The organism is Paenibacillus ihuae, from assembly GCF_001368795.1.
Lineage (GTDB): Bacteria > Bacillota > Bacilli > Paenibacillales > Paenibacillaceae > Paenibacillus_AQ > Paenibacillus_AQ ihuae.
This window is the reverse complement of sequence record NZ_LN831198.1, coordinates 1,727,947-1,747,874: the sequence shown is the minus strand read 5'-3', so window position 1 is coordinate 1,747,874 and position 19,928 is coordinate 1,727,947. Positions and strand designations below refer to the sequence as shown.

The 19,928-nt window shown below is 49.6% G+C and carries 11 protein-coding genes and 1 pseudogene; all 12 read right to left on the bottom strand.

Annotated features, from left to right (window positions below; genetic code table 11):
- Positions 1-178 precede the first annotated feature (178 nt).
- Complete coding sequence (locus tag AQR02_RS07710; protein ID WP_054940077.1) at positions 179-733, bottom strand: cupin domain-containing protein; 555 nt, start codon at positions 731-733, stop codon at positions 179-181.
- A 98-nt stretch (positions 734-831) separates the two neighbouring features.
- Positions 832-1,149 carry a rhodanese-like domain-containing protein gene (locus AQR02_RS07705; protein ID WP_054940076.1) on the bottom strand — a complete coding sequence of 106 codons (318 nt, stop codon included), beginning with the start codon at positions 1,147-1,149 and terminating at the stop codon, positions 832-834.
- A gap of 221 nt (positions 1,150-1,370) precedes the next feature.
- On the bottom strand, positions 1,371-1,640 hold the full coding sequence (locus AQR02_RS07700; protein ID WP_054940075.1) for a metal-sensitive transcriptional regulator: 270 nt from the start codon (positions 1,638-1,640) through the stop codon (positions 1,371-1,373).
- Between the two features lie 71 nt (positions 1,641-1,711).
- A complete protein-coding gene (locus tag AQR02_RS07695) occupies positions 1,712-2,983 on the bottom strand; it encodes an MFS transporter (RefSeq protein WP_054940074.1) in 1,272 nt (423 codons plus the stop codon).
- Between the two features lie 120 nt (positions 2,984-3,103).
- Positions 3,104-4,201: a GerAB/ArcD/ProY family transporter gene (locus tag AQR02_RS07690; protein ID WP_054940073.1), complete on the bottom strand. Its 1,098-nt coding sequence runs from the start codon at positions 4,199-4,201 to the stop codon at positions 3,104-3,106.
- Entirely contained in the window at positions 4,202-5,461 is a 1,260-nt protein-coding gene (locus tag AQR02_RS07685) for a Ger(x)C family spore germination protein (protein ID WP_054940072.1), read from the bottom strand.
- 25 nt (positions 5,462-5,486) lie between these two features.
- Positions 5,487-6,995: a spore germination protein gene (locus tag AQR02_RS07680; protein WP_108721983.1), complete on the bottom strand. Its 1,509-nt coding sequence runs from the start codon at positions 6,993-6,995 to the stop codon at positions 5,487-5,489.
- A gap of 122 nt (positions 6,996-7,117) precedes the next feature.
- The gene (locus tag AQR02_RS07675; RefSeq protein WP_054940071.1) at positions 7,118-8,539 is read right to left on the bottom strand and encodes a glycoside hydrolase family 32 protein; all 1,422 of its coding nucleotides are present in this window, start codon (positions 8,537-8,539) and stop codon (positions 7,118-7,120) included.
- A gap of 23 nt (positions 8,540-8,562) precedes the next feature.
- On the bottom strand, positions 8,563-14,307 hold the full coding sequence (locus AQR02_RS33720) for an S-layer homology domain-containing protein (RefSeq protein WP_082451718.1): 5,745 nt from the start codon (positions 14,305-14,307) through the stop codon (positions 8,563-8,565).
- A 170-nt stretch (positions 14,308-14,477) separates the two neighbouring features.
- Positions 14,478-16,757, bottom strand: a complete 2,280-nt coding sequence (locus AQR02_RS07665; RefSeq protein ID WP_054940070.1) for a GH32 C-terminal domain-containing protein — start codon at positions 16,755-16,757, stop codon at positions 14,478-14,480.
- Positions 16,754-19,207 carry a PfkB family carbohydrate kinase gene (locus AQR02_RS07660; RefSeq protein ID WP_054940069.1) on the bottom strand — a complete coding sequence of 818 codons (2,454 nt, stop codon included), beginning with the start codon at positions 19,205-19,207 and terminating at the stop codon, positions 16,754-16,756. Before AQR02_RS07660 ends, AQR02_RS07665 begins: the two co-directional genes overlap by 4 nt.
- Before the next feature lie 28 nt (positions 19,208-19,235).
- Positions 19,236-19,928: pseudogene (locus AQR02_RS33715) on the bottom strand (type 2 periplasmic-binding domain-containing protein); the annotation flags it as partial.

The following is a 19,928-nucleotide window of genomic DNA, read 5'->3' as shown; positions in this document are numbered from 1 at the left end:
TAATAAAGATGAGTGGATGAAGGGGATCGAATATTATATAACATAAGGCTAATCTTACTATATTTTTACTCTATTTTACAATTTCATTAACCTTCAACTCCTTACACTTCCACCCGCGAACGCAAAACAAAAAAAGCCAAATCACTGACAAAGTGATCTGGCTTATACCCTGATAGAACTAGAGCACTATTCTATTGTCCATAGCGTCTGCTTTGGTCTTATGAACAGTACCGTGTGGATGCTCAGGAGGGGCATAAATTACATACACCTTTAGCGGTATAGTCCCTAAGTTGGTGAGATTATGCCATTTACCCGCAGGGATGAGAATAGCATCATCAGCATTGGCGACAACTCTAAAATCCAATTGATCTCTGTGATCTCCCATTTGCACTAGGCCTTGCCCCTCTTCAATACGTATGAATTGATCTGTGGCGGGGTGGATCTCCAGACCGATATCCTCACCTGCGTTGATACTCATTACGGTCATTTGCAAATGTCTTCCTGTCCATAGCGTTGTACGGTAGTTCTTATTATGCTTGGTTGCCGCCTCAATGTTTATTACTAAGGGCTGTGGGCCAAAGTCTTTTACTGCATAATTACGTTCATGCTTCAACGTCGAGAAATCTTGATACGGGGGGTAATCAGGTGGATACATACTGCCGTAGTATGGATTGTGGTATACCGGATAAGGGTATACAGCATATTCTTCATACCGTCTGGGATAATAGAACATGATAACTTCATTCCCTCCAAAGGTTTATAAATCATCATATGCCTATGGTCAGAAAATGTACTTATGAATGACTGCATTTACGATCATAAAGCTCCCCCTCAATCCCGAACCAATCTGCTGGTCCATGCGTTCAGACCACCCGTCATGTTCACCACTTTATATCCTTTTTCATGGAGGAGCTCACATGCCAGGCCGCTGCGGCTTCCGCTTCTGCACATAATGATAACCTCCTGCGCAGGATCCAGTTCCCCGCACCGTTCCATCAACTGGCTTAGTGGAATATGCCTGGCACCTTCTACATGTCCTTCCAGCCATTCCGCCGCCTCCCGGACATCCAATAGATTCAGTGACTTGCCTTGCTTCATTTGTTCGGATAGTGCTTGAGGTGTAACTGCTTTCGGAATTTGAAATGCCATATATTTGCTCTCCTTTTGGATGAATTGAATGTAGTGCAGGATGGAACGGTAGTTGCATATCTACATATACCCCTATAGGTATTATAACGCCATGTGGTTACCTATTCAACCTTCGATTTTCTGATCACGGGCATTCACAATCAGCCATCAAAAAAAGAACCCTGAGTATTCAAGGTTCTTCGTATGTTGAGCTCTATACTGAATGGGTACAGCCTTTGTAATCATCTGCTTTTAACAAGCAGCTCTACGGCCTCTTTGACCATTTTACCGGGATCATAGTTACCGTTAGCTTGTTCTTCCAGAATACAATGCTGGAGATTCTCCGCAACGATTTGAGCTAGTGCTCTGTCGGAGGCGTTCCGGACAGCAGACAGCTGCGCAACTACCTCTTTGCAGGACTTTCCTTCATCCATTAACCGCAGCACGCCGCGAATCTGTCCTTCAATTCTCCGTAAACGTGTTTTGATTTCATCGGGATAATTGTATTCCATATCTGTTCATCTCCTCTTAGTTACTATACCTGTATAGGTATAGTATAGATCAAAAGAGGGGAATGTACACGCTAAATGTCCTGACTTTTTGTGCGCATAGAGTCGTCGATCCGATAGTCATTCCCCTTTGGTAAAGTGATGAAGATGAAGAAGCCTATCAGAAACAGCGGGATAATCGCTAAAATACTAAAGCTGGCTTCGCCCGTAAGCGTCGTAGTCAGTGACATCACCGCAGGGCCGAGAATGGCCGCAAACTTGCCAAAGATATTATAAAACCCGAAGAATTCATTGGAATTCTCCTTCGGAATAATCTTGGCAAAATACGACCGGCTAAGTGCCTGAATTCCGCCTTGAGCCGATCCAATCAGCGCCCCCAGGATAAATACATGCCACACTGAGGTGATGAAGAAAGCTGCGATACAGGAGAGAATATAGGTGAAAATTCCGGCAATAATCATCCTCCGGGCGGAGTAGGTTTTGGCCAGATTGCCGTAGAGGATCGCGCACGGAAACGCAATAATCTGGATAATAAGCAGAATCCCCAGCAGCGTAAAAGTATCCAGAGCGTCCGTGCCCAGAACGGAAGTGGCATAAGGCACCACCATTTTGATGATGGTATCCACTCCGTCAATATAGAAGAAATAGGCGAGCAGAAATACAAATACAATTTTGTGCTGGCGGATGTTCATAAAAGTGACGGCCAGTCGTTTGAAGCTGTTCACTATCGGCTTAGGTTCAGGCTCAATATAATATCTCTGCTTCACGTCCCTGATCATAGGCACAGTTAGCAATCCCCACCAGAGTGCGGTAATGATGAACCCGATCTGATAACCGACAGCCTTGTCCATCCCCATTACAAATATCAGCAGCAGGCTGATCCCGAAAGGAATGACACTGAAGATATAACCGAACGCAAATCCTCTTGTTGATACCTTATCCATCTGTTCGTCACTTGTAATATCCACCAGGAAGGAGTCATAGAAGATATTGGACCCGGCAAACCCGATCGCTGACAGAATGTAAAAAGCAATCAGCAGCTGCCATTGCCCGCTATCCGGTGAGATAAAGGCCAGTGAAGCCGTAGCCAGCACGCCGACCGCAGCAAAAAAAATAAAGAAGCGCTTCTTCCGGTCCTTATAATCCGCTATCGTCCCTAAAATCGGGCTGAGAATCGCTACTAAGATACTCGCAATGGAATTAAAGTAGCCCAAATCCATACTGCTGTCTACATTCGTAAACATGCCAAATACAATCGGCAGCAGCGCCGTAGTTACTGCCATTGAATACGCAGAATTGCCGCAGTCATACAGAATCCATGATTTCTCCTCTTTACTCAGCTTCATCTAATCTTCTCCTCTTATAACCAATTGTTTCAGTTATATCACGCGAACATATGAAGCATGTTAAAGGGATGTTAAATCATAGAGCCCGTTTAGTTAAACTTTCAGTTAAAGCTAATTTTATTACTGTCGCTTCACTTTCTTCCTTATAGAAGATACTACCAAGAGAAACAACGGAATAGCAACCATATTCACCGGCAGCACGTATCTGATCCAGACACTTTTTAACAGCAGTCCGGCTGGAGGGTTTAATGTAATCACCAGCAACGTGAGGATGAACGTTAACGGAGCCACGCCCCAGAGAACTTTTTTCCAGCTGCGGATCTTTCCGGTCCACTGTGCGGCTCCATAGCTGGTAATGAACATGACGATGGACAGCTTAACAAAGATAGAAACCAGCCACACAGCCATCACAAAAATATCCATATTCTGAATAAACTCCATCAGATAGACCAGCTTAACCATCTCAAAAAAAGGAAATTGCAGCCGTCCGCTTACTTCCGGACCGAAGGTCATAATGACCCACAGAACGCCAAGCAGCAGCAGTACCGCGGAGAAGGCTACTGCCAGGAGCAGCGCCTTTCGTGTTTCTTTTCCGGGATGCTCCACAAAGGGGAACAGCATCATGAGCAGGACAGCCTCGCCCAGCAGTGACACCGGTGCAAGCGCTCCTTCCACAATAGGCCCGAGCCCGGTATCTGCATATACAGGCAGGAGCATCGGCCAGTTGAGATTATTGGCGGTTAAACCAAAAGTGAGCACAAGAATAACCATCAGGATGGGTCCCCATAGCTCACTGACCCTGCCGATGGCTTCAATCCCTCCATGGTACACTGTATAGAATACGACGCCAATCATGGTCCCGATAATCACCCAGGCAGGTGTCTTATAGAGGACATTCAAGCGGATGAATAAGAACTCGTCACGCAGAATCAGACTCATCACCCAGAACCACTGAAGGAAAAAAGGGATGACTATCAGCTTACCGGCCCATTTTCCCAGAATCGCCACGCTATACTCTATCAAGGTCTGCCGGGGATACCGGGAGCTGAGCTTGGCGGCAACATAAGTAATGACCAGCCCCATGACTCCAGCCAGAATATAGGAGATCCAGGAATCCTGCTTGGCACTCTGGATCGTCGCTGTCATCGTGATCAGCAGGTTGATTCCGATCTCCAGCATCAAGATCATCCAGAACAGCTGCCGGTTATTGATCTTCATCTATTTTTCACCGCCTTCTCTTTTAGGAAGCAGGGATTCTCCTGTAAGCCCCGTTCCGGTCAGATTTAGCTTTACGGTGATATCCAGATCAACCTCCGGGAAGATCGTCTCCCAGTCAGCCGCAAGCTTCTTCCAACGGTAAGGATGACGGCGGTGAATCGTATCTCCGAGCCCAAAGATATCGCATTTGAAGTCCTTCTGAACTTTCGTGACGACTTTTCGGATCTCCTCTGCAAGATATTGATTCATCCGGGCTTCTACTTTTTTTACATTTGCCGGTTTGGAGAGATTCAGCGGTGAGTTATTCTCTTCAATATACCCCTTGCCTTTCAGCAGGATTCGAAACCTTGGCAGGCCTCCGCTGAATATAGGCGTAATATCGCTCTTGAAGCTGTCCACAGTGACAGTCACCGTTTTCCCCCTGGATGCTCCTGAGAGGGCATCTTCTACCGCCCCGCCTGGTTTATCCGCATCCACATCATTGATAATTGTAGTAAAGGTCCGGAATGCCAGCAGGTTCGTAATCCAGAGTCTTGCCCAGAATTCATCATATTTCAGATACCCTGCCAGCTTCAGCTGCTCATTAAAAACAGCAACCCCGTATAAGCCGAGCGTCGTTTGCGGCGGGCTGTCATTTTTACTCTTTTTGTCAATCTTCACTTCGGGCGGCAAGATGGTGAGAGCAGGCATTATTCCACAGCCGGTCCCGTTGGCGGAGATAAAAAAATCCAGCAGTGACCGGCTGATCGGTGCCCCGCTCTTTTCCTGAATTTTCTGCACGGCAACCGCCGGATTGGTCTCCAATTGGTAAGCCAGGCTCATCGCCTCCTGCGCAGTTCCCTTCCTGACGACAAAAATATTCGCCCTCGGGCGGACCATTGGGCTTCTGCCATACTCGTCCAGGATAGAAAAAACACCCTGCTCCGCCAGCTTCTCCCCGATAAAGATGTTCCGCCGGTGCCCCGGGAACAGCACCCGCGATAACTTTCTTTGCATATTCTGTTCAGCATCCCTGTTATTTTTGCCGTAAGCACTCTCCGTCATGAAGCCGGAACGGCCCCCCTGTTCCCCGCCTTGCTGCCCTCCCGATTTGGAAGCAAGCGGAAGCACCAGGTTGGCTGTCGCCAGATATCGCCCATCCTCTAGGAGATCCATCCCCCAGCCCAGAATAATCGCCTGGTCATTCAATTCCTGACGATCCCAACATCCGGTGAGAACCAGCGATAGCGCTACAGATATCACTATTACTTTCCTGAACATACGCCCCTTCCCCTTTCCTTCCCTATTATTTGGTACGTTTGGGGAAGCGTTCGGACTTGCCCTTGGCCAGCCAAGGCAGCAGCTTGCGCATCTTGGGTTTAGGTGCACGGACTAGCACATCGTTCAGATTGCCGGTCGACATGGGTGCATAAGGGGCCATGTAAGGCACGCCAAAGGGCTTCAGCGTTACCATATGTACCGATAGTGCAATAAGAAATAGAACAATTCCATAGAAGCCAAGTATTCCGGCTGCGACCAGCAAAGGAAACCTGAGCATCCGGTAGGCTGCTCCCAGGTTATACAACGGAAAAGCAAAAGAAGCGATTCCTGTCAGTGAAACGATAATTACCATGGGCGTGGATATAATCCCCGCAGCTACGACAGCTTGTCCAATAACAAGTGCTCCGGCAATACTGACCGCAGGGCCTACCTGCTGGGGCAGCCTCAGTCCGGCTTCGCGCAGGCCCTCAAAAATAAACTCCATAATGAGCGCCTCAATAACAGCCGGCAGGGGAACCCCCTCTCGTGCAGATGCAATGCTGACCACAAGCGGCGTAGGTATGACTTGTAGATGGAACGTGGTCAATGCCACATACAAGGAAGGCAGCAGCAATGAGGTATGCACAAAAGTATACCTAATCCAGCGCACAAAGGTAGCATACATAAATCTGTCGGTATAATCGTCTGCAGCCTGCAGACCGGACCAATAGGTCATCGGCACGATAAGGACAAACGGCGTATTGTCCGTGATAATAATGACTTTGCCTTCAAGCAGACTGGAGACCGCTACATCGGGCCGCTCCGTATTTTGAATCTGCGGAAAAGGCGAGAACACATCATCTTCAATAAATTCTTCGATATTGCTGGAATGAAGGATTCCGTCAATTTGAATTTTCTGCAGACGGGCTCTCACTTCTTTGACCAGACTTTCCTTCACAATGCCTTCCATGTAGCCGATCACTATGTCCGTTTCACTGAGACTCCCCAGCGTCATACTTTCCAGTTTCAGCTTGGAGGAACGGAGCCGCCGCCGGAGCAGCGAGGTATTCGTCCGCAGCGTCTCCATGAACGCATCCCGCGGACCGCGGACAACCTTTTCCGAGGTGGCTTCCTCTATCGCACGTTTCTCCATTTTGATCAAATCGGCCAGCATCACAAAGGCATTTCCCTCCGTGAATATTGCCGTTTCACCGCGTAAGACTGCTTTGATGACTTCCTTCGTTTCATATACAATGCGAATTTTCAGCGTCGGAATAAAAATCCCTTTAAGCTCAACCTCTCTGCCTTCATCCACCATAGAGCTTCTACGGAAATGCTCAAACAGCGGCTGCAGTACAAATTCATCCACTGCCTGGACATCGCACATCCCGTCCACATAAATGAGTGTCGCCCGGTTTAGTCCCCCGATGCTGCAATTCCGGTACATAATATCTGAACAATTCAGGAACTCCAGCTGCATCCGTTCTATGTTGTACGCAAGATCCGGATACAGCATTTCTGGCTCTTCTAGTTTATTGGTTGTATTCTGTTCCATGCAGCACCCCCCTCATGTTGGTATTTGCTGTAAATGGGGGAATTATGCATCGTTCTAAACTATTCCTGATTTAAAACTAAAGCTGCCCCGTTTGCAGAGTTCTCTGCAACGGGACAGCTCCCTTATACCCTTTCGATCTTGACCCCGCTAAACTCCGCTGTACCCTGACTAACGAACGCGGCAAGCTTTCCATGCTGAATATCGTACATTCTGGCGCTCATCGCTACCTCCCCGCCGATATAAATTTCGCAAATGGTGCCATCAATGAATATCTTCAGTTCATATTCCTGTTCCGGCAGTAACTGTAACGGGCGTTCCAGCTCCACCTCGTATGGGAAGGTTTTGCCCCCTTCTTCTGATTGCATAACCGGTCCGCGAAAGGTGATCCGGCTGCGCTGGGGCTCCAGCGTGAGGTAATAGGCAAAATCCAGACTTTCCTCAGCCCGTATCATAAAACCCAGCCCTTGGGTCGCCCCGGAGAATCGTACGGCTGCAGAAACCTTGCACAATCCAGGCAGATCCTCCTGCGAGATACAACCGGCGAAGGCATAAGGAGATTCACAGCGAAGCAGGTTATCCGAAATTAACCAGTCTCCGGCGATTCCCTCAAAGGTTGCGGACACCTGTTCATCAAAGGCGGAGTCAACCGTTTCGGGCACTTTTACGCCCAGGGTACCATCCGGACGCTGAAAGATTTCATGCACAATCAGATTGCCGCCCCAGTCCCAAGTATCGTAATCCTTGCCGGTGGACTCCGGTGGGTTCCAGCCGAACAGATCGTCATTTTTCGTCGGATTCCAGCCGAACAAATAACGTTTCTGGCCGTCGGATACCGACTTAGCCGCGTAATAAGCCCGTCCGTCAAACGCCTCTTCCTGCGGAGTCATCCAGGGTCCGTTCAAAGAACGGCTCATCCGGTAAAAGGTGCCGAAACGTCCCGTATAAGAAGAATAGATCAGATACCACCAGTCCCCCATTCGGAACAAGTCCGGGCACTCGTGTGCTCCTACATGCAGGTTTGGTGCGTATAGCGGTTCCCTGTATTCCCATTGCTTGAGGTCTGTGGACGACAGCAGACCGATACAGCCTTTACGGCTCGTCGGCCCCTTCTTCAGGGCTGCGATCAGCATCCAGTATTGCCCTTCTTCCTCATTCCAGAATACAAAGGGATCCCGCCAGTCAGCTAGTTCATAAATTTCCCCATCCGGACCAAAGGTGTCTTCAGGGACTGGCTCCCATGACCGCAGATCCTTGCTGATGGCATGGCAGGCGAACTGTTTGCCTTCAGGAAAAATACAGTAAAACATATGATAGACATCATCCACCTTGAGAATATGTCCGGTCCCGCCTTCGATCCCGCAGGCCCCGTCTTCCCTGAAATTCACGAAATCCTCTGTTCCAAGTAAATGCCAGCCGTGATCCATCCCCTCCCGGTAATTCTCTCTCCAGCCATGCAGGTAAAAGAGTTTAAATTCTCCGTCTTCATAGTAGGGAATAACATCCCCTACCCAGGCGTTCTCCGGACGATAAAAAAATTCCTTCATTAAACATACCTTCTCCTCACCAGTTATTGATTTACTTTATCAAGCAAAAGCGAAATGATTTGTGCACTTTCTGCACGGTTTACTTGTTCATGCGGCATGAATAATTGATTTCCGCGGCCGCTGATTAAGCCAAGCTTCTGTGCTGCAGCGACCGAATTAGCCGCCCAGCCGCTAACGGTACCGGCATCTTTGAAGTTACTCATTTCTTCAGCGGCGGCATTCTGTCGTGTATGAAACAGATACGCTTTATAAATCATGGCCGCCATTTCTTCGCGGCTTAACGTTTCCTCAGGTGCAAAGGTATTTATACTTCTTCCGGTTACGATTCCCGCTTCGTACGCTGCAGCAATGGAAGAAGCATAGCCTTTGGTCGGATCAACATCCTTGAATGTAACCGGGCTCGAAGCTTCTATTCCGAATGCACGGGTAATCAGGGCAGCAAACTCAGCCCTTGTCACGTCTTGCTTCGGAGCGAATGCCGTTTCACTTACGCCTAACACAATTTGCTTCGCAGCCATCCTTTTAATCACGTCATAGGCCCAATAAGAGGCATCAACATCATCAAACGACTTGTCATAGGTGAGGACGGCAAAGGTACTGAAATGGTTCACATTCGCCGTCCATTTATCGCTTGAAAAGGTTCCGCCCAGGTACTCCAGAGTGCCATCTTCGGCGATGTAATAAATGCCCGTCAGATCCTGGCGGGAATTCCCCTTTGTGCTCAGCCTGATTGTTACCGGCTTGGAGAATTTCTTAAGCTGCTCGATAGTTCCATCGGCTTTTACAATAGACAGCTTGAAGTCATTGACTTCTCCGATAGCGGATATTTCCGCTTTATTCTTGCGCCCGGTGCGCTCAAGCAGTTCTTTGAGCTGAACTGCGGATAAGGTATCCAGTTCAAAAGAGATTTTCGCATGCTCAACCTCCTCCTTGGAAACCAGCCCCTGCAGATCCTTCAATACCTCTGCGGGAATTTCCACCTCGGCCCCGCTATGTGTAATCTTCAGGGCATTCTTTCCGTCGTTTGCCGCCGTTGTCACCGGGAACAGCACCTGCCGCTGCCCCGCCGCCATTTCAAACGATAAGCTGCTCTGACTATCCGGTATACTTCCAGGGATCACAGCGTTACCCGGCGGACTGGTTGGGACAGGTGTAGTGGGATTCGTTGGGACGGGTGTAGTGGGATCCGTTGGGTCGGTCGGACCGGTTGGGTCGGTTGGATCAGTCGGGTCGGTTGGGTTAGACGGATTCTGCACCTTAACCGGCACATTGAAATCATCGACGTTAATGTGTCCGAAACCGCCTGTGGATTGATCAACCACCTTGATGTATAGCTCCTGGCCGAGATACTCCGATGCATCCCAAATCTTCCGCTGATACTCCTCATAATTCGTGGCGGTCTCTTTAAACAGCTCTTTTCCGTCCGATGCCCGGACCAGTGCAACATACAGCTTATCGATATCCCGCCCTCCGCTGACAAGGAAGTTGATCTTACCGTTCCCGCCAAGGACGAAATTCTGAGATTTTAACGTTCCCGTTAAGCTGTCGCCGCCGGCTTCCTCGTTGAACCCCCACAAATGATAGCCGCCAGGAATTTTATGCGACGGATTGAAATAGATCGTGTCCCAGAAAAACTGGGCATCGGTCACATGGATATCCTGGAAGGCGTCTCCTTCCGTTTTCCAGCCTGATAAGTCTCCTGCAGCAAAATCATGATTAGGCAGATCTGTAATATCGGTATACACCGAATTGTCCCAATTATCGGGCACATCAACCTGAGCAGCCGGTTCACCCGTCAAGGCGTTCATATTCCATACTTCCATCGACTTGACCGTAATATCGTTGTCAGCCCAGACCCGCAAGCCCAAGGAATCATATCTGCCCACGTAAACGCGGGTTGTCAGCTTTTTCTTATTATTGGCAAAGGCTTCAACCACCGAACGGTCGAGGAAAATATGGAGCTTTAAGTTCTCTCCGTCCAGATCCACGTATCCGCCTTGAATGCCATCCACGCGCACATCCGGATCGATGCTGCTCTTCGTCCGGTCCACATTGAAGGTTCCACTCGTCTTGTCATAATAAATCAGCGTTTCCTCCTGGCCGTTATCAGAGCGCCGCACCTTAAGACCGAATTTCTGGGCTTCGCCCGGATCAATCTCCATGATAATCTCCAGCATGTCGCCTTTGACATTTTGGATCAGCTGATTGGCAGCCTGCAGGTTCTTGTCTGTAAAATCAGCCAGCTTCGTCCCCCGGAGACTTTGCAGCTCCTGAATCGGCTCAATGCGCAGCTCATCATGCTCATCCAGGCTTAGAGAAACCGGCAGTGCCAGATTATGTGCCCATCCCGCCTGATATTCAGCCTGCGGCGTTCTTACATTCTGTACCATAGAGTAAACGACCGTTCTTCCGTCAGGTGTGACCATACCGCTCTCTGCGGTTAGATAGCCGTCACCCACATCCATTTTGGACGGTGCCTCCTGATCAGGGATAAACTTGAAGTGATCTCTATCCCAGGTTCCAATCCAGTAAAACACCTCCACATCTCTTTGCACATCATTTGCCGGCGGAACCTGCTCCGGCTTTTCATGTGGATTGATCATGAAGATATACTTTTGCTTGCCTGTACTATCCTTGCCTACGGGTAATAATACCGGCAGCTCCCATACCGTACCCAGCTCCGGATAAAGACTTCTGTCGCTTACATATAAAGGCCCTTTATACTCCCAGTTGTACATATCGTCAGATACATATACCAGAGCCGTGCCGCTGCTGAAATCAGGCAGTCCTGATGTCACTAACTGATACCATTTATCCACTTCTTTGTCATACCAGACGAACGGATCCCGAAACTCGTTATGGATGCCGTTTCCGTTCTGCTCCGTTACCGGCTCGGGATATTTCACCCATTGCTCTAAATTCGGGTCGGACAAATCCGCCGGAGTCGCCAGCCCTGTTCTTTGGTTCGGTGACAGGGAGTCATTGCCGGCGGTGTAGAACAGAATAGGATTACCGTTACGATCATACGCTGCGCTGCCTGACCATGTGCCGTCCGGATCAAGGGTGCCCGCTTCGGGAGCAAGCGCAGGTCTTACATTTTCCCAGTGCACCATATCGTCACTCACCCAGTGTCCCCAGTGAATTTGATGCCAGTATGGACCTTGCGGGTTATGCTGATAAAACAAATGATATTGGCCGTTATAATAAATCGGCGCATGCGCTTCATTCATCCAGTTTTGCGGAGGCATGGCATGGTACTGCGGACGGTGCTGATCACCGTCGAACACACTGGGGTCCTCATCGATATCGCCATTTGGAATGTCTGGAACCGCACCGCCGTGAAGCGTCTTTACAGTTTCATATTCAGCAAGGATCTCGGGACCCGTAAGCGCTTTGTTCTGCAGTTTCACCTCATCGATGAGTCCGCTGAACATATTGAAGGAGAACAGGCCTGCGAGCTCTACCGGCTTATTATTTTTTCCGATCAGCAGATCTGCTGAAGAGGATGTGATTGGAACGTTGAGCGGAGTAGCCTGGGAAGCTACTTCCTGACCGTTCAGATACAACTTAACCAATCCGTCCTTTTTGTCGAACGTAGCAGCCACGTAATTCCACTTGTATTTCTCAAGCGGATGATCCTTTACCCAGACCTGAATCCACTGCCCTCCTATCCCAGCCTGCATCGACCAGGTGCCGTGCCGGTACATGCCAAGCGCGAAACCTTCCGCCTTATCCTGATCAGACTGGTTTATAATCGCAGACAGCTTGTTTCCGTCTCCCCACTCGTAGCTGCGCGGGGCGACCCAGGCTTCGATCGTTAACGCATCACTTACAGGAATAGTATCCTTTGCACTGACCTCAACATCATTCGAGTAGCCATCGAACAATAAGGCGCCGCCTTTGACTCCGCGCGGAGACCATCTCGGATCCTTTGAAGCCATATATCTGGCGTTGTTAAAGACATAGTTCACATCATGTTCCAGATTGCTTACTTCCTCAAGCGCCTTCTTTCCCGCGCCTTCATCAAAATTCATATAAAAGATGTTCCCCATACCGTTAGCTTGAAAAGCATCAACGGAAATCCGGGCCTGAGCGGATTGATCAGTTACCTTTATATAAAGTCTCTTATTATAATGCTCGTACACATTCCAGGAAATTTGCTGATTCGCACTGACATCTCCGGTCTTTTCAAGCAGCGCATCAGTGCCGGCATCATACAGTGCGACGTAGGCCTCCTCCGGATTTACGATATCCAGCACAGTAAAATTCACCGTACCGTTTCCCTGAAGTGTGAAAGCACTGGAGGTTATGGAGCCCTGCCCTTCCATGGACGACTTGGCATAAAAGCTGCCATCTTTGCCGGCCACAGCTTCATCGGTCACTTGAAAGGCATTCCCTTCCACCGTCCAGCCTTCAAAGTTTCCTGTCTCAAAACTGCGATTCGTGATTTCGGTCGGGATAATATTGTCTGCCATAACCCCTTCATCCGGTACGATTTCATTGAAGGTATTGAAGGCATCCGCAAAAACCAGCCCCCAATCCGAGGTCGCATGATCGACGATCTCCAGATACAGTTTTTTGCCGGTATACTTGGACAGATCGGCCTTATACTGTTCCATATTCGCGAGTCTCAGGCCCTGAGACGGATCCGGGAACCCGGTATCGCTGAATTCGCTGTTGCCGTATCTGGCAATCAAATTTCCCGTATCCGCATCGATGACGCTCACATAGGCTTGATCCGTATGTTTCCCTCCGCCTAGTCTAAAGGTAATCCAGCCCGTTCCTCCTAACTCGAAGGTGCTGGAACGAAGCACGCCTGTCGCAGATTCGGCATATTTCCAGCCGTTTAGATGATAGGCGCCTTCCTGGTTGTAAGGAATATGTTCTGCCCACCATGTGGTTTCATCCGATACGCTGTTTGGACCGAAGGCTTCACCTTCCACTACCGTCCACCCCGATAGATCCCCGGTTTCAAAGCTTGGATTGTCTATCTGGTAACGCTTGAAATCCGGCTTGATATCCGTGGCAACAATGCCCTCTGCCGGCTCTGTTTCATGGTACATAAAGAATGCGTCCGCAAAAATTAATCCCCAATCTGAGGTTGCATTATCTACGATCTCTACATACAGCTTCTTGCCCAAATACCCGGAAAGATCTGCCTTATACTGCACCATGTTGGCAAGCCGCATACCCTGAGCGGGATTAGGAAAGCCAACGTCGGCAAAAGCGGTATTTCCATATCTGGCAATCACTTGGCCTGTATCAGATTCCACAATATTTGCATATACCTTGTCAGGGTTTTTCGCACCGCCAAGCTTGAAGCTGATCCAGCCGCTGCCGCCCAGCTCGAAGATACTGGAACGAAGCACACCTGTCGCAGCCTCATCATATTTCCAGCCGTTTAAGTGATAAGTGCCCTCCTGGTTATACGGGATTTGTTCCGCCCACCAGGTGGATTCCTCTGATACGCTATTGGGACCAAAGGCATTCCCTTTGACAACGGTCCAACCTGTCAGGTCTCCTGTTTCAAATCCCGGATTCACTATTCCATAAACCGCATCTGTAGCTGACAATCCCGCATCGGTTCCAGGAACCTGATACACCGTATCCGTAACAGACAATCCCGCGTTTGCCTTTGGAATGTTCATGTCTCCAATCCTAGAATCTGTTTCAGCCGAAGCCGGGATTCCGGGAGCAACAAGCTGGAGAGCCATAACCCCAATCACCATTCTGGATATCCAGGGTTTTCTGCCTTTAGCTTTTCTCATTCAAGAGCCTCCTTATATCTAATTTCGAGATGCTCTCCTTGTACAAGGACGAATAGATAAGAGTTAGGAAAGGAGAGAAATCAAATAAAGCGCTTCCAATCAGAGGGATACAAATTTTCCGTAGTGTTATTTCTCCGATCCAAATGGCAAGAAGCGCCAAAGCGCTTCTGCTACCAAATGGACTGCATATTCCATATCTCCATAGATTTAATTAACGGTTCTCCATCTCCCCAGATCTCCAGCCCCAGGGCATCCTTACGGCTCGGATACACACGGGTCGTCAGGCTTTTCAATCCGTTGGCATAGGCTTCGACCATGGAGCGGTCCAAATAGATGTGAAGCTTCAGATTCTCTCCCGAAAGCTCCAGCTTACCGCCTTGAATCCCTCTGCACCTTTCTAGCGGATGCAGTGTCGTTTTCGTCCGGTCGACCAGGAGCATGGCTTCATTAAAATCATAATACAGCAGCGTTTCTTCTTCTCCATCCGGTGTGCAGCGGACCTTGATTCCGAGCTGCCGGGCACTGCCCCGCTCCAGTTCTAATTGAATCTCAAGCATATCACCCTGAACAGCCTTGAGGAGGTCATTTGCTTCGGCCAATGACTTGTCCCGGAACGATAACCGCTTCTCGCCGCGCAGCGATTGCAGCTCCTGAACCGGCTCGATGCCCAGCCGTCCATCCTCCCGCAAATACACGCTTAACGGCAAGCCGCCGTTATGGGCCCAGCCCGATTGGTATTCCAGCTCGGATGTGCGGTCACCCTGCGCGATTGTAAAGATGATATTTCTGCCCGTCTTCGGATCCACCATGCCGCTAGGACCGGTAAAATGGAAATCACCGACATCAATCAATTGCGGTTCCTCCTGATCCGGGAGGAAGGACAGATTGTGCTTATCCAGCTGTCCGATCCAATAGAACACCTCGACATCGGCGCCTTTTCCCACAGGACTGACCAGCAGGAGATACTTGCTCACACCTTGCTTGTCACTGCCAAGGGGAAGAAATACAGGAAGCTCCCAGATAGGCCCAAGATAAGGGAACTGCTGAATATCCGCTTCAAAGAATGACCCTTTGTACGTCCAGTTCAGCATATCCTGTGATTCAAATGCCAATGCGGCTCCGCCACCGCCTTCAATCCCCGAACCGACCAGTGCATACCATCCGTCTTCATCCTTCCACACGAAAGGATCGCGGAAATCTCCGAATGCGCCCATTCCCTTCTTCTGTACGATGAGCGGTTCCGGATGTTTAATCCATTTAACCAGATCCGGGTCTCCATCCTGAGAATAAGTGCTCCTGGCAAGCGCAACACTCTGATTCGGTGAAGCACTGTCATTTCCCGCCGTAAAGAACAAGACAGGCAGGCCGTCTGCATCATAAGTCGCGCTTCCCGACCAGATTCCGTCGGGTGCCAGCTGATCTTTATCAGGTGCCAGGGCTACGGGGAGATCACGCCAGTGGACCAGATCCTTACTCACCCAATGTCCCCAATGGATATGATAAAAGAACGGACCCAACGGATTATGCTGATAGAACAAATGATATTGCCCGTCAAAATAAACCGGCGCATGAGGTTCATTCATCCAATGAGCAGGCGGGCTGAGATGATACTGCGGTCTATGCCGGTCCGACAGCAGTGGTGTCCGGTCCAGCCTGATCTCGTCATATGGCACTTGCGGCCGGGCACCTCCATGTCCGGAATCCAGCACCTGCCGGTAAGAAGCAGCCACTTCCTCTGCACTTAAGGCCCGGTTATAAATCTTCAGCTCATCGAGGATCCCGCTGAACATCTGAAGGCTAAAGACTCCCGCCAGCAGGCTGCTGTGATTATTCTTGCCGATGAGCAGCTCCGTGCCCGCTGCCTCTGCAATAATGGAACCTCGGGGCAAGTCAGTTGAAGCAATTTCACTCCCGTTCAAATACAGCTTGAGTTCGCCCCCGTTGCCATCGAACACAGCATTTACGTATGACCATTCGTTCTTGGGCAGTTCATAACCATCCGGTGACCATAGCTCCTTCCACTCTCCTCCTTCCAGCCCGACCTGGAAGGACCAGGAGCCGTGCCGGAACAGGCCAAGCAGATAACCCTGCTTACGCTCCATATTGTGGCGGTTCACTATGGCAGTCAGCTTGCCTTCATGGCCTAAGTCGTAGGAGCGCGGAGCTACCCATACCCCGATACTATGTGCCGATAGGGGCTTCTGCCCGCCTCCCGTCTCTTCTTCATGGACCGGATGGACGATAGCGGTAGAATAACCGTCGAACAGAAGGCCGCTTCCCGATACTCCCTGTCTCCACTGCGGACCGGACCATTCGGTAAACGCTGCTTGATTAAATACAGACTGTATCTCGTCCCGGACCTGGGATACGCTCTCCAGTGCGCTTGCTCCGCTGCCTTCATCAAAGGCCCAGTGCATCATCAATCCTTGGTCGCCGTTCATACGGCTCATGCCTCATTCCTCCCTCCATCTAGAATATGGATCGGTTCAAGCGTATGAATATGAAGTGAATCCAATAATACAGCTTCTCCTGATTGTGTACTTACTTCAACTCTATCCATTGGAGCATCAAGGAAAACTTGATCTGTCAATACCACCATTCCATGATCTGCGTACACTTCCACCGCATTACGGTCCACCCAGACCTGCAGCTTGATCTTTCCATTCTTCGAAACCATTTTGGCACCGTGCTTGCTTGCAAATGAAGGGTGGAAATCCGTCACCCCTGAATTGGAACGGTCGATGAACAGCCACTCCTTAGCAGGATCGTATCCGATAACAATCTCACTCAGCCCGGAGGATTTCAGCCCAATATGAACCTCACTACCGGAGCAGAGATCGATATCCGCTTCGATTTCCAGCAGATCTTCATTCAGTTTCTGTATAAAAGGGGCTGCCGGAGTAACTGTGATTCCATTCCAGCTCATGGATTCCTTGCGCAGCTGTTCGACTTCCCGGACAGGTGCTTGGGTCAGAACTACATTTCCGTCTTTGCTGGCCAGTGACAATACGCGGGGAAGCGTCATGGCACCTCTCCAGGAACCGGTAGGGGTCTCGTTGGCATATTTCCAGTTGCTCATCCATCCGATCATTACCCGGCGTCCGTCCTGCTCAGGGATATCCGACCAGGTAACCCCCGCATAGTTGTCTCTGCCATGATCCAGCCACAGGACATGATCGGCCGGATTGTCATTAATAAACGTATTTCCGTCGAACTCCCCGATAAAATATTGCGTTCGTGATCCTTCCGGACAGTTCGGATTGTCCCCAATGCTAATAATGAGTACCCATTTGGTACGACCGGTGTTATCCAACGGCAGCTCAAACAGATCCGGGCATTCCCACACACCGTCATGGGAGCCTTCTCCTCTACCGAATTCACCGGTCAGCGTCCATTCAAGCAAATTGGGAGATGAATAGAAACGTGCGTGGTCTCCCGCAACAATTGCCATAATCCATCGCTCGCTTTGCGGATGCCAAAACACCTTCGGATCCCGGAAGTCGATCAGATCATCCTCGGCGAGTACAGGATTCCCGTCATACTTGTGCCAGGTCTGTCCCTTATCGCTGCTGTACGCCAAGCTCTGCCGCTGCCGCGGCTGGCCGGTTTCCGGATGGGTATCCGCATGGGTAAAGATCGCGACGAGTCCATGGGAATCTACGAACAATCCGCTGCTATTCTTCCAGTCCACTACACAGCAACCTGAAAAAATAGCTCCATGCTCATCCGGGAACAAAGCAACAGGCTCATGCTGCCACTGCACCAGGTCTTTACTTATAGCATGGCCCCAGTGCATTGGACCCCATTTATTGCTATATGGATGATATTGATAGAAGAGATGATAGCTTCCCTCATAATAGACTAATCCGTTTGGATCATTAGCCCAGTTAGCGGGGGGTGAGAAATGAAACCCCGGTCTGAAACGATCGTCATTATTCTGTTGACTGGACTCTATCATCCGGGTAATCTCATCTGTCGTCGGCATGGACCCAAGAGCCCCCTTCCGTGTGGTTACTAACGCTCCGCCGGCATTGGCAAAGGTCAGCATACTAATCATTTGCTGGCTGGTTAGTTCGTGCAAAGAACTTCCGTTTTCGAGGATTTTGTATAACAGGCAGCCCAGAAAAGCATCACCGGCTCCTGTCGTGTCGATCGCCTTAACCTTAAACCCCGGCACATACCCATCCTGACCAGCCAAACGGTAATAGCAGCCTTTATCTGCTAAAGTGACGACAATCAACATGATATCGAATTGCTGCTGCAGCTCTAGTGAGCCTTTTTCAACATCGCTGGTCCCCGTGATAAAAGAAAGCTCTTCTTCCGATATTTTCAGAATATCGGCATAATTCATACCCCATAAAATATTCTGTCTGGCTTCTTCCTTGCTCTTCCATAACGCAAACCGGATATTAGGATCGAATGAGAGCAAAACTCCGGATTCCTTAGCCTTAAGCACTGCCGTCTTGGTTGCCGTACGGGCGGGTTCATGGGTCATGGACAATGAGCCAAAATGAAGTGCCTTGCAGCTCTCAATCCGCTCAAGCGGGACATCCTCCGATTGCAAGAAGGTATCTGCTCCCGGCTTCCGGAAGAAGCTGAACGAACGGTCTCCTTGGTCATCCAGATGGACAAAGGCCAGCGTTGTACTTGCTTCCTTCGTATAAGAAACTTCTGACACATCCACACCGCTGCCTAGCAGGGTGTTGTGCAGCAAGGAACCGAATTGATCCTCCCCGACCTTGCTTATGAGAGCAGATTTGGCACCTAATCGGGATAGTGCAGCGGCCACGTTAGCCGGAGCCCCTCCCGGATTGCATTCAAACTGCTCGTTACCCCCTGCTGAACGGCCAGCCGGAGTAAAGTCTATCAGCACTTCTCCTATAGCGATAACATCAAGCACAGTTTCTCCCCACCTATCATCTATTTATTTATTTTTTCAGATTTGCGTTATAACGATCCAGGCCGGTTTGATAGATTTCCATTAGTTCCTTCAGACCCATTTTATCTAGTGTCTTCAGATAGTTGTCCCATTCGGCATCTGCACCGCCATCAACAATAAATCTTCCTCTTTGGGTGTTTACATACTTAATCAGTTCAGGCTCGATTTTGTTGATTTTATCCAATTCCTCCGGTTCAAAGAAGATATTCGGATAGTTCTCCTTTTCCATATAAGGGTTGTAGTATTGCTCCAAATCCTTGGCACGCTGCTGGGCCCGTGGCTCCATATCTACAACTTTTCCGAAGTCATCGAAAGTAATAATGCCAGGTGCGCCTGATCCCGGTGCCACCTTTTGACGGAATTCACCTGCAGATGCGCCATCAGGAAGCGGCAAATTGACCAGTTTTCCGTTTTCGTCCTTCTTGTACACGATATCCAGCGGACCCCAGTGGATTTAGGCAGCCATGTAAGGCTCAAACTGCTGGTCTACCCAGCGCATAGTGATTTCCGGATTGCTGTTCTCTTTGGTAATCACAAAAGATCCGCGTCCCGGGCCGCCGCCATTGGCGCGTCCAATCGTCTGATCCCCATTCGGTCCTTTGAGCGGTGACAGCAGAACATAATCCTCAGCACGCTCGGTTCCGACAACTTCTTCGACTTCCCACCAGACGAAAGATCCCAG

Coding starts and splice junctions, on each gene's coding strand:
- AQR02_RS07690 (WP_054940073.1), bottom strand. CDS start 4,201: ATGAAGATCAATAACCGGCAGCTGTTCTGGATGATCTTGATGCTGGAG.
- AQR02_RS07675 (WP_054940071.1), bottom strand. CDS start 8,539: ATGAAGGAATTTTTTTATCGTCCGGAGAACGCCTGGGTAGGGGATGTT.
- AQR02_RS07665 (WP_054940070.1), bottom strand. CDS start 16,757: ATGAGCCGTATGAACGGCGACCAAGGATTGATGATGCACTGGGCCTTT.
- AQR02_RS07685 (WP_054940072.1), bottom strand. CDS start 5,461: ATGTTCAGGAAAGTAATAGTGATATCTGTAGCGCTATCGCTGGTTCTC.
- AQR02_RS07710 (WP_054940077.1), bottom strand. CDS start 733: ATGTTCTATTATCCCAGACGGTATGAAGAATATGCTGTATACCCTTAT.
- AQR02_RS07695 (WP_054940074.1), bottom strand. CDS start 2,983: ATGAAGCTGAGTAAAGAGGAGAAATCATGGATTCTGTATGACTGCGGC.
- AQR02_RS07680 (WP_108721983.1), bottom strand. CDS start 6,995: ATGGAACAGAATACAACCAATAAACTAGAAGAGCCAGAAATGCTGTAT.
- AQR02_RS33720 (WP_082451718.1), bottom strand. CDS start 14,307: ATGAGAAAAGCTAAAGGCAGAAAACCCTGGATATCCAGAATGGTGATT.
- AQR02_RS07705 (WP_054940076.1), bottom strand. CDS start 1,149: ATGGCATTTCAAATTCCGAAAGCAGTTACACCTCAAGCACTATCCGAA.
- AQR02_RS07700 (WP_054940075.1), bottom strand. CDS start 1,640: ATGGAATACAATTATCCCGATGAAATCAAAACACGTTTACGGAGAATT.